Origin of the sequence: Vibrio salilacus, assembly GCF_002811245.1 — a bacterium.
Classification (GTDB): Bacteria; Pseudomonadota; Gammaproteobacteria; order Enterobacterales; family Vibrionaceae; genus Vibrio; species Vibrio salilacus.
Genome location: NZ_NIVQ01000014.1, coordinates 80,883 through 91,695 on the forward strand (window position 1 = coordinate 80,883; position 10,813 = coordinate 91,695).

Genomic DNA, 10,813 nt, shown 5'->3' on the forward strand with positions numbered 1-10,813 from the left:
TTTATGCGGTATAAAAAGTGATTACTAGGGGAGCACGAAGCTCCCCGTTTTTGACATTTTCTTCATCGATTCAAGTACTAAGTGCGACACCTCAAAGTATGCTGATTTGAGGTGTCACTAGCCTTTATGAATGCTCGAATTGATCAGCGAAATGAACGCCCCCTAAGAGGTAAGCGAACTTGTTTGAGGGTATTTGTGACACGAGGTTTTGTCACTGTTGTGTGCTTGATCGACTCAAATAAAGCAGGATCAAATGCGCCTGGCTGTTTGAGATCATGACATAAGCTATCGATCAGAGTCTTGTCTACGTCCCACATCGTGAAAAGGTGAACATAGTGCCTTAGCTCTGAATCTTGGTTCTCTCCCAAGTTGGTGCTCTCTTTTGCAAGCGAATAGCGGAAAATGATTGATTCATTTGGTTGGCAGAAGATAAGAGAGAGTGACAATGGTGTTTTTTGTAACCATAACCCTTCTGGTAATCCCACTCCTTTGTTACGCCAAAATTCGGCCACAAGAGACAACTGCTCATAAGCATAATGTGCCATTTTTTGTGCTTGCATGGCGAGCTCGATTTGTCGCTGATAACTGTTACGAGCAAAATACTCCCAAAGCACTAGCGGAGAGAGCCCATTACGTGAACCAGCAAAGGTGGTATCGGGGGAGCCAATGTATTCTGGGTTATCAGGAGGGGAAACCATAAATTGTTGTTTGGTCATATAGACGCCTGTCGGCCAAGGTGCCCCTGGCCATTTATGACCGCTCGTGACAATCGAGTGAACCATAGGGTTACTGAAGTCAAAATTAGGCCCAGTGTCATCACCATGCTTGGCAAAGAACGTCTGATACTCTTGACAATCCTTAGCCATTTTTATGAAGGGAAGGTAGCTCGCGCCAAGTGCTCCATCGATATGAAGCCAGTAACCTGTGCGAGTCTCGTAGTGGCTCTGGGGATCTTTAGGGTCGACGGGGACCTTTCTTTGCCACAGTCCATTGGCTTTTAAAACGGGTTCCAATCGACGAGTAACATAATCAACATCATCATAGGCGCCTTTAAACGTCGTACCGCAGTTGAGAACCACCAAAATAGGGTGACCTTTTTCAGCAAAAAACGTCACGTATTTAACGAGTTTTTCAACATCAATGGCACCAGAGCCTGCTGGAAGATCTGCCGTTGGTTTCTCTGACTCGACCTCACTTGGCCAAGGTTTTCCTGGTTCGATGGGGTTCAGTTGCGGGTAAAGTCGATTCCCAAGTTCACCAAAGGTATCGATTTTTTCAACCGCCATCGCCTTCACGATTGAGTAATGAGTGTCCTCTGAGAAAAATGCGACAGGGGTATAGGCATTAGCGCTTTGTGGTGGTGGACAAGGGTAGTGTGCATAGACTTCGCTATTCGTTAAAGTAGTACCGGTTTCTGTTTCAGATCGTATTTCCTCTTCTAACAACATCACACCGCTTAAATAGTCACGAGCATTGAGCATCGCATATAAGTTTCCTTCGGTACTGCCCATGGTAAGGACATAACCCCAGTAACTCTCAGGATCGCCTGATTGAAACTGGTTATTCTTATCAATATATGGCCCTTGAGATGGCCATTTTGCATTCCATAAACAAGCAAAATAGTCGAGTACCGAACGCTCAACACATTTTGAGTTGATCGTATAGTTCCCGTTGACGAAAGGGTCACCCACGTTGTTTAGACTGGCGTTAAGGAAAGGGGGTAAATGACTTTGATAGTGGATTTTTTCTTCCGTTTGATAGCCAAGAAAGTGCTGTTTTTGTCCATCAACATAGGCAAGAAGTTGTCGAAAAACTTGGTCTTGTTCACTTGCCGTTTGCCCACCGGGTGGCAGCTCTACATCAAAGCTGTTAACGGCTTGTTCTGTGTAGTGAAAATCGTAATTTCTTTCGGCATAGATCTTGGTAGGATCTGCTGAAGGTGGGGAGATCTTGTCAAGTGCGAAGTCGGGAACCTGTTCTATCCATGGCTCTCGCCTAGGACCGTACTTTATTTTGTTTTGGTCACTCATAATCGTTGCCCCAAGTTATTAAGATTTTTTTATCCGGAACAAGTAGCGAGAGTTTTTTCACTACCTAGCCAACCACGATATGTTCGTGTATCGCTTACTATAGTTAGTCAGTTGAATATCGACTTGATCGATCTTAAAAATATTAACTCAGTCTCATATATGACCATCTTTATTAACTAAAGAGTAAATAACAATGTTTTTCAAGAATAAATACTACTCAAATGTTGATAGTTATCGTCAAAACAACTACACATTCTATTGATAACTTAGTTGTATATAATTAAAAAGAGTTATCATGGCTAGGTGATAGATTGGTTTTCGTTTTTGTGTATTGAGTGATCAGTACCGCGAAGCACAAAGTTAATGACCAACATCATCAAAAATACCGCTCTAACACGCAGACCGTGAGGTATAAGATGAATTTAGGCTTCAAATCAAGAATTTACATTGGTGTTGGGGTGCTCGTCGCCGCTTCTCTTATCGTATTGGGCACGCTCAATATAGTCGCGATGAGAGACAATATGGTTGACGGCCTCGTGGCGAAAACCTCAGACAAACTGAGTTTTCATGTGGCAGAGCTTGAGCAGATGATGACCTTTAAAACTCAGGCAATTAAGAATGGTGCTAAAAGCTTTAACCTCCAACTTAACGATGACGATAATCAACGCTTAGTCGAACTTCTGGCGACAAGCGCTGCGATTTCAAATGTCATCATGACCTATCAAGACGGTCGTTCGTATATGTCGCTAAACAATACCAAATACGATTTTCGTACCCGAGATTGGTATCAAAGTGCGAAAAACGCCTCTGATGTCACGGTCACTGGAGTATATCAAGACCAAGTTACTCAACAGAAAGTAGTCAGTGTGACGATGCCAGTTAAGCAACAGGGGCAGGTGATAGGTGTTTTACTGGGTGATATAAAACTTGACGATGTGATCAGTACGGTGAGCAACATGCGTTTTGCGGGTGGTGCAGCGACATTGACCGACAACAATGCGGTATTTTTTGCCAGTGACGATCCGAATGATATCGGAAAAACCCCGTCACAAATTAGCGCAAACTTTGCTGACATGGAACGCGCCTTTTTCTCGCAACAATCTGGCCATTTAAGTTTTCCTTATCTTGGTATTCAATTTGATGGTTATTTCGAGCGCGTTAATCTGACCCCCGATATGTATTGGACCTTGATGGTCTTTGTTGACCAAGAGAGCGCGTTGGTGGATGTTTACGCCGCAATGTACGAATCCTTAGTGACTGGTGGCATATTACTGCTTATCAGCGGTGGTGCGATTTTTGTTATTTTACAATACGCTTATCGACCGCTGTTGAAATTAAAAACCGCGGTGCTTGATTTATCTCATGGCACTGGAGACCTGACGCAGCGACTTAAAATCGAAGGTGATGATGATTTAGCTCAGATAAGTCAGGGCTTCAATCGATTTGTTGAAAACCTTCAGGAGATGATGCTACATATATCACAAGCCAGTCAAAACATTTCAGTTAGCGCTAAACAATTGGGTACGACCGCGCGTGAAAATGAGGCCAAACTGGTGACTCACTCAAGTGAAACAGAGCAAGTAGTGACAGCCATTACTGAAATGAGTGAGAGTGCTCGAACGGTTGCAGAAAACGTCAATCAATCGAATCGCATCACTGAAGACGCGAGCAAAGAAGCAGAATCATCTCTTGCTATTGTTAATAACGCGGTTAGCACTGTAAGTGCGTTAGTAACAGAAGTAGAGGACATGTCGAACCGCATTCTGCGTATGAATCAAGACGCGAATAAGATCAGTAATGTATTGAATGTTATTGGTGAGATCTCTGAACAAACCAATTTACTTGCGCTTAACGCAGCGATAGAAGCCGCTCGAGCAGGTGAGCAAGGGCGCGGTTTTGCAGTTGTCGCTGATGAAGTTCGTGCTCTTGCCGGGAGAACGCAAAACAGCACGATGGAAATCTCTGACATGCTTAATCAACTGCTTGGTGGTACAGAGAGCGTTGTTAAGGCAATGGACTCAACCAAAAGGCAATGCCAAGAGACCGCCGATAAAACCGCTGAAGTGTCTGAAAGTCTGACCGTAATGAGCACATCGGTACAAGAAATTGATGATGTCAGTACTCAAATTGCTGCTGCTACAGAAGAACAAAGTACCGTAGCAGAAGAGCTCAGTCGTAATATGCTATCGATCCGAGACATTGTCGAGTCATTGGTAACTAGCGGTCAGCAAACGGTACAAGCGACGGAGTTGCTTAATGATACCAATGACGATCTTAAGCGACAGGTCGCCAACTTTAAGCTGAGATAATTCAGATAGTTAAAACGAGGAAAAGTTAAAACATCAACTCGGCTTAACTGAGCATTAAGCCGAGTTTTAACTTAGTGCATCAAACATTACGTGGCTCTCAATGTAGTAGCTATTCATTTCGGCGTAACTCCTTTTTGGACAATTTTGAGTTAGAGTAAATTGCTTGACTCCATTCACTCGCACAAATAAATGTATTGCAAAGTCCCAACGATTTTTAGTTGTGCTGTATTTTTTTCGTGCCTCACTGGACTGCCCAGTATTTCCCTAACAGATAAATGGTAAGTCTATGATTAAAAGCTCATTTTGATAAATAGTGACGGACACTTCCAATGCCAATAAAAGGCCCACATTATGACCCTACACAGTTACAGCATACATAAGATATATCTTATGTGGATTAGCTCAACCTGTCACTTACAAGATCGGGATGTTACCTAAGCCATCAGAGCCCCTATCAAACTTTGTCCCGTAATGTGCTGAAGCTGATACTCGCAACATTTCCACAAGTTTCTCTTTGACTTGGTCAACTTAATGTGATAAATATGCATCAATGTTCATATTGATTCATTAACGATTCAGAGCTAAATAATCTGACAAAACAAGTCCATGTTCATAATATTTCAGGGAGTTGATCATGACCAACACACTGCAAGACACTGACGAGCTGACCTCTACCACCTTAACTCAACTTGACGAGTTATCAGAGCAGAAGTTACCCCTCTCACAACACAACAAAGCACAACAAACGCCAAGAGTTTTAGGCGACAACAAAAAGCCAGAAAACTTCGTCAACATCATCTATGAGCAATTTGCCAATACATTTGGAAATCAGAATCCAACACAAATGTTTAGCCTTTGCTGGCCTGGAACCGTCCTGGATCCCCAAGCTCTTGGGGTTGAAAAAGACGCCTCTGAGATACCCTTAAAACAGCTAATCCGAACTTCACAGGTCATGGACACTTATGTACCACCCGCGCCCATCACCCAGCCGGACGGGACAAGAACGTCTGATAGGTACAAGATGGCTATCAGTCAACTCGCCCCTAAAGTGAATCCAGAACTTGCGAAACTTCAAGAAATCGTCCGCGAAAAAATCAATACACAGATTGAAATTGAAATTGACAACGAAAAGCAAACGATGTCTATGAGTGATGCGTTTTACAGGTTATACAGTAGTTGGATATCAAAAAAACGAGAATGGTCTGAACAGATCAACAACAAACGAAATGAACTAGCTCAAAAATATTCAGGAGATCCACAAAAACAATATGACGAATTTCTGGCCTGGCACACTACAGTTTCAGAAAGTTACATTTCTTCAATCACTCTGGCCTACACCAACTTGATCGCCCAATTTCCATTATCACAATGGGAAGATTCTATCGCCATCCTAGATACATACAGTGACGGCGGATTGGGCGACGCGAAAACCATCATGCGAAATGCCGTTGTTTCCGTACCACCGGAAGAGGGCTTCACGTATTTGCCAATTCAGTCTATTCCTGCAGCATGGCCAAACCAGATCAAACCTACTACCAGCTTTATCGACTATCTGTCAGATCCCGAACTACAAAAGTCAGTCTTTGAAACCGCAATGAACCAGTTGAATGCACAAATTGCTGCATGGAAAGCCATCATCCCTCAAATCGATGACAAAGACGTTCAGCAAAAAACGAAAGCATTATCCGAAGCCAACCAAAACTATCGTAATGCCTGGAAAAAGTTGCGCGATACCTACACCGAGAACACAGTAACCGCAGTACAAATTCTGATGGATATTTTGGCGTCAAATGATGAGTCGTTAGATGACGCAAACGACGATCAAAAAGCTGATAGGACGAAAAAAGTTAACGAATTGTCCAAGTCGCTCACCGAACAAAACGAAAAAGAATCCTCAAGCGTTGACTACGAAGAGATAAAAGAAATTGCTACGAAAGTTGGCGACATGCAAAACAACCTTAACGATTCGCAATCTGGCGCTATTGACTGTGGTATTCAATTAGCCAATGCAGCCAATGATTACCTTGAAACCAAAGGCAAGTCTTCAAACATGGGTTGGTTAAAAAGTTACATCGACCAACTCACAACCTGTTGCGAGAAAGCAAAAGCGCAACTTGCCAACTTTTCATCTGCTTCTAATAGATACAACCAATACCTTAATGCGGCAGGCAATACGGAAGATGCCAATCAAAGTGACAAGTTTGGGAGCAATGCCTTCGCCAGCAATATCTCAGATTCCGAGGCAAAAAACTGGACTGAGATGAAAATCGTTATTGATAAAGAGTCAATGAATTCGTCATCTGACCTTACAACATCATTCAGTCAGCGCGACTGGGGTGTCAATTTCTTCCTTGGTAGTGCCTCTGGTTCAAACACAGTCAGTGGCTCGGAATTTGCCGAGAGTTTCATGAGCAATAAAACAAAAATAGAACTCGGATTTCTGGCGCAAAAAGTGGTTATACAACGTTCTTGGTTGAAAGCCGGTATCTTCACCAACACCGCCAGTATGTATCGGACAATGAAAGCACCGCTGTCACCTCAGACCAAAGATTCGTTCGATGCTGCGGACGCCTGCAATCCAAAAAATGCTCAGAAAATCAAAAACCTTATCTCAGATTACCAATTTCCGTCTTATCCAGTGGCTTTCATCATCGTCAAGGACTTGTGCGTAAAGATCAATGTTGAAACCGCTGAAACCAACCGTGCTCGTGAGCAATGGAACAAAACCAAGACACAAGGTGGTGGGTTCTTCTGCTTCTCCATATCAGATACCACAGCGGAAGTTACCGATAATGAATCGACCAACTCCTATGCCATGGCAGGGCAGCTCATTCTTCGCTCACCTACCCCACAGATCATCGGTTACTACTCTCAGCTTCTGCCGCCAGACAATTCAACGATTTTGACGACCGGCACGGTTCAAGAGCTTATGGAGTCTATGACTTTTCTTGAAAACCTGAAGAGCATCCATTCGTCTGATGCTATTCCTGAATTTCCAATCATGCCTTCTTATTAAGACTACACAAGGCCCACTAATATATTTAAGGAAACTACAATGCCAAGAAACAATACCCAACGTTTGTCACTCATCGTAAATGACTTAGCGGAAAATTGTTATTTTTCAGGTAACAAGAAAGGTGCTCAATATGTCGCCCCCTTTTTTTTGTGTGATCCAAAAGAGTTAGAAATAGAGCAACAATATTGGGGCAAGTTTAGTAAAGACTACTCACACCTACATATTTGTACAAATAATGATGACCCGACCAATGCCGTGCAAGTAGATAACGAGGTAGTTAAATCTGTAATATTCCACTTCACGCTTAGACCGAATGGCGGTTTAGATGGCAATAGGTCTGAGAAAGTCAAAATTACCCCCGACACCACTTTCTATTTTGGCAATGCAGATGGGGCTGGTGAAGAGTTTGAGTTTGAAATCAGCGAGGATGAACAATCTTTCTTACAACAGGCTTGCTTTGTAGAAGAAAACTTCATTGATCATGAGGTTGATCAAGATCCTAAGAAAGACATCAGATTCGTGTATTACTCGTAAGCGCGTCATAAACCCCACATTCTAATCAATATCGGTACGTCCTAAGATCAAATCTCCCAATCTCAAGGAGATCTGAAATGGCAAAACGACGTACCGACCAAGAATGGAAAAACCTGTTCGAGCAATACGAATCCAGTCAACTATCCCAGCGTGTTTTCTGCGAGCGCCATAGTCTGAGTCTTTCGACCTTTTATGCAAAGCGTCAACAATTGCAGTGCTCTAGGCAATCTCAAACTGGTGGCTTTATCAAAGCTGAAGTCGTTGAAAAAACGACTCGCTACCAAGTAACTCAAACACCCATCGCCAACATGACATTATTTGTTAATGACGCTGAACTCAGCATTCCACAGGGTACACCTGCCTCGTATCTGGCAGAGTTAATCGGAGCACTATCATGAAACGAATGTTGAGCGCCCCGAATGTTTACCTGTATCGGGAGTTCGTGGATTTTAGAAAGTCTATCAATGGCCTGGCGGCGATTATCGAGTCCGAAACCGATTTGCCGCTCGGCACGGGCGCACTGTTCCTATTTACCAATAAACAACGCGATAAAGTCAAAGTGTTGTATTGGGATAAAACGGGTTTTGCCCTGTGGTACAAACGGCTCGGTGCGACAAGAAGTCGCTTTGTTTACTGTTGAACTTTGATTCAACCCTTCGTATTGCCGAAGGTTTCCTATTTCGATATGCGTCACTAGCAATGGTGGGGTGTGAAGCTCGAAAGACAATGTAGCCTTAAGTTCAATAGTGATGTTGAACAAACTGCAAGCATCATGCGGTTGGGCCCTAGGAATTAATGGTATGTGTAATTAACTGAACAGTTGTAACTGTCGTCATTGTAAACAAGCTAAAGATGCTGACAAGCTTGAACCAAAAGGTGTGGTGGACAAGTTAACATGCTCTAGTCTCATGTTACGCAATTTAATGTGCCCCCGGCGGATTGACTGACACTAACCCATTATGTGAATAAAGCGGAACTTGGTAAGCCCGTATGCTCCCTCGTTGAGGTAGTTTCTTCGTAAGAATGAATGACGGGCATGCGGGTAAAGGACGATGGAGAAAGCGAATGCCTTGCTGTAATGGCAAAGATAGATGTATTGAACGTGACATCATGCGAAAGCATAGCCCACTTCCATCGAGTGGTTAATCACAAGAAATTTGTAATAAGATTTTAGCTTAGGAATGCAAATGAATTGCTCTTATGAACAATGTGCACCTATAAACGAAGCGCAATGCTGGTCTAACATCGATTGGAAGGCTGCAAAGCGCTACGTAGGATCATTGCAAGCGCGTATTGTGAAAGCAGTAAAGCAAGGGAGAAAAGGGAAAGTTAAAAGCCTGCAATGGTTATTGACTCATTCCTTTTATGCGAAAGCCCTTGCGGTTAAACAAGTAACGGAGAACAAAGGGCGTAAAACGTCTGGTGTTGATGGCGAAACATGGCAAAGTGCTACTAAAAAATGGCGAGCAATCTCATCGCTCAAACGCTCTGGATACAAGGCAAGTCCATTAAGGCGAGTCTTTATTCCAAAGTCGAATGGGCAGAAAAGACCTCTCGGTATCCCCACAATGCTGGATCGTGGGATGCAAGCACTATATTTGCTAGCCGTTGAGCCAGAAGTGGAGACAAACAGTGACGGCAATTCTTTTGGTTTTCGAAAACAAAGGTCTTGTGCTGATGCGATCGAACAATGCTTCAAAGTATTGTGTCGCAAACGTGCGGGAGAATGGGTGCTTGATGCGGACATTAAAGGTTGCTTCGATAATATCAGCCATGAGTGGATGCTAAAGCACTTAAACATCGACAAACCAATCCTTTCACAGTGGCTGAATGCTGGCTTTATGGAGTCTGGTAAGGTATATCCAACACTTGCAGGAACACCGCAAGGAGGAATAATCTCGCCGACGTTAATGAATATGGTATTGAATCAACTGCAAGGAACAATTGAAGAAGCTTCTGGTGTTAAAAGAGGTAAGCACCGTGAAATTCGTTCTAATGTTAAGAGAGTCTCTGTAATCAGATATGCCGATGATTTTGTTGTAACGGCTCATTCTCAAGCGTTTTTGGTAGATACAATATTGCCTTGTATTAATGAATTTATGTCCCAACGTGGTTTGGCATTATCGCCAGAAAAAACGCACGTTAGGCATATATCAGAGGGTTTTGATTTTCTTGGTCAAAATCTCAGAAAGTATAATGGCAAATTATTGGTCAAACCCAGTAGCAAAAGCGTTCTACATCTGATGAATAAGTTGAGACTTACGATCACCAAATATCGCTCTAGTCGACAAGACAGGCTAATCTTTCAGCTTAATCCAATATTAAGAGGTTGGTGCAATTATCACCGACACAGTGTCGCAAAGGAAGTATTTTGCAAGATTGACTCTGATATATGGTTGCTACTCTGGAAATGGGCATGTCGTAGACATCCTAGAAAAGGAAAATACTGGATTAGGGCTAGATACTTCCACCTGAGGAATCCCCTAATGATTTTGATAAAAATCATCAAGTTAAGGTAGATACACACCTTGTCGTATGATCAAATGGTTTCGCCAAAAATCAATAACCAGACAACAAGATGTGCGAACTCGATATTTTACACGACTCTCTTTACCAATTCTGCCCTGAATTACACTTAAAACGACTCAACAGTTTAACGTTGGCTTGCCACGCATTACTTGAGAGTAAAACGCTCACTCTTACCGAGCTTGGTCGTAACCTGCCAACCAAAGCGAGAACAAAACATAACATCAAACGAATCGACCGATTATTAGGTAATCGTCACTTACACAAAGAGCGACTCGCTGTATACCGTTGGCATGCGAGCTTTATCTGTTCGGGCAATTCGATGCCCATTGTTCTTGTGGACTGGTCTGATATTCGTGAGCAAAAACGGCTTATGGTATTGCGAGCTTCAGTCGCAC

General features: G+C 42.9%; 7 protein-coding genes and 1 pseudogene. 7 read left to right on the forward strand and 1 reads right to left on the reverse strand.

Going from position 1 to position 10,813, the window contains the following annotated elements:
• Positions 1 to 143: 143 nt before the first annotated feature.
• Positions 144 to 2,030, reverse strand: coding sequence for a PLP-dependent aminotransferase family protein (locus CDZ87_RS11210; protein WP_100753632.1), 1,887 nt, complete (start codon positions 2,028 to 2,030; stop codon positions 144 to 146).
• A 416-nt stretch (positions 2,031 to 2,446) separates the two neighbouring features.
• On the opposite strand from CDZ87_RS11210, the gene CDZ87_RS11215 reads away from it, so the two are divergent.
• From CDZ87_RS11215 to CDZ87_RS11250, 7 genes and pseudogenes are all read left to right on the forward strand, one after another.
• The gene (locus CDZ87_RS11215) at positions 2,447 to 4,339 is read left to right on the forward strand and encodes a methyl-accepting chemotaxis protein (RefSeq protein WP_100753633.1); all 1,893 of its coding nucleotides are present in this window, start codon (positions 2,447 to 2,449) and stop codon (positions 4,337 to 4,339) included.
• A 634-nt stretch (positions 4,340 to 4,973) separates the two neighbouring features.
• The gene (locus tag CDZ87_RS11220; protein ID WP_100753634.1) at positions 4,974 to 7,355 is read left to right on the forward strand and encodes a hypothetical protein; all 2,382 of its coding nucleotides are present in this window, start codon (positions 4,974 to 4,976) and stop codon (positions 7,353 to 7,355) included.
• Between the two features lie 39 nt (positions 7,356 to 7,394).
• Positions 7,395 to 7,889 (forward strand): hypothetical protein, encoded by a 495-nt coding sequence (locus CDZ87_RS11225; protein ID WP_100753635.1) that lies wholly within the window; start codon positions 7,395 to 7,397, stop codon positions 7,887 to 7,889.
• Between the two features lie 77 nt (positions 7,890 to 7,966).
• Positions 7,967 to 8,287 (forward strand): IS66 family insertion sequence element accessory protein TnpA, encoded by a 321-nt coding sequence (gene tnpA / locus CDZ87_RS11230; RefSeq protein WP_088731436.1) that lies wholly within the window; start codon positions 7,967 to 7,969, stop codon positions 8,285 to 8,287.
• Positions 8,284 to 8,529, forward strand: coding sequence for an IS66 family insertion sequence element accessory protein TnpB (gene tnpB, locus CDZ87_RS11235; protein WP_100753636.1), 246 nt, complete (start codon positions 8,284 to 8,286; stop codon positions 8,527 to 8,529). Before tnpA ends, tnpB begins: the two co-directional genes overlap by 4 nt.
• Before the next feature lie 547 nt (positions 8,530 to 9,076).
• Positions 9,077 to 10,408: a group II intron reverse transcriptase/maturase gene (ltrA, locus tag CDZ87_RS11245; RefSeq protein WP_157806467.1), complete on the forward strand. Its 1,332-nt coding sequence runs from the start codon at positions 9,077 to 9,079 to the stop codon at positions 10,406 to 10,408.
• 59 nt (positions 10,409 to 10,467) lie between these two features.
• Positions 10,468 to 10,813, forward strand: a pseudogene (locus CDZ87_RS11250) (IS4 family transposase); the annotation flags it as partial.

Excerpts from the sequence above, each read along its gene's own strand:
- CDZ87_RS11210 (WP_100753632.1), bottom strand. The coding sequence starts at position 2,030 with ATGAGTGACCAAAACAAAATAAAGTACGGTCCTAGGCGAGAGCCATGG.
- CDZ87_RS11215 (WP_100753633.1), top strand. The coding sequence starts at position 2,447 with ATGAATTTAGGCTTCAAATCAAGAATTTACATTGGTGTTGGGGTGCTC.
- CDZ87_RS11220 (WP_100753634.1), top strand. The coding sequence starts at position 4,974 with ATGACCAACACACTGCAAGACACTGACGAGCTGACCTCTACCACCTTA.
- CDZ87_RS11225 (WP_100753635.1), top strand. The coding sequence starts at position 7,395 with ATGCCAAGAAACAATACCCAACGTTTGTCACTCATCGTAAATGACTTA.
- tnpA (WP_088731436.1), top strand. The coding sequence starts at position 7,967 with ATGGCAAAACGACGTACCGACCAAGAATGGAAAAACCTGTTCGAGCAA.
- tnpB (WP_100753636.1), top strand. The coding sequence starts at position 8,284 with ATGAAACGAATGTTGAGCGCCCCGAATGTTTACCTGTATCGGGAGTTC.
- ltrA (WP_157806467.1), top strand. The coding sequence starts at position 9,077 with ATGAATTGCTCTTATGAACAATGTGCACCTATAAACGAAGCGCAATGC.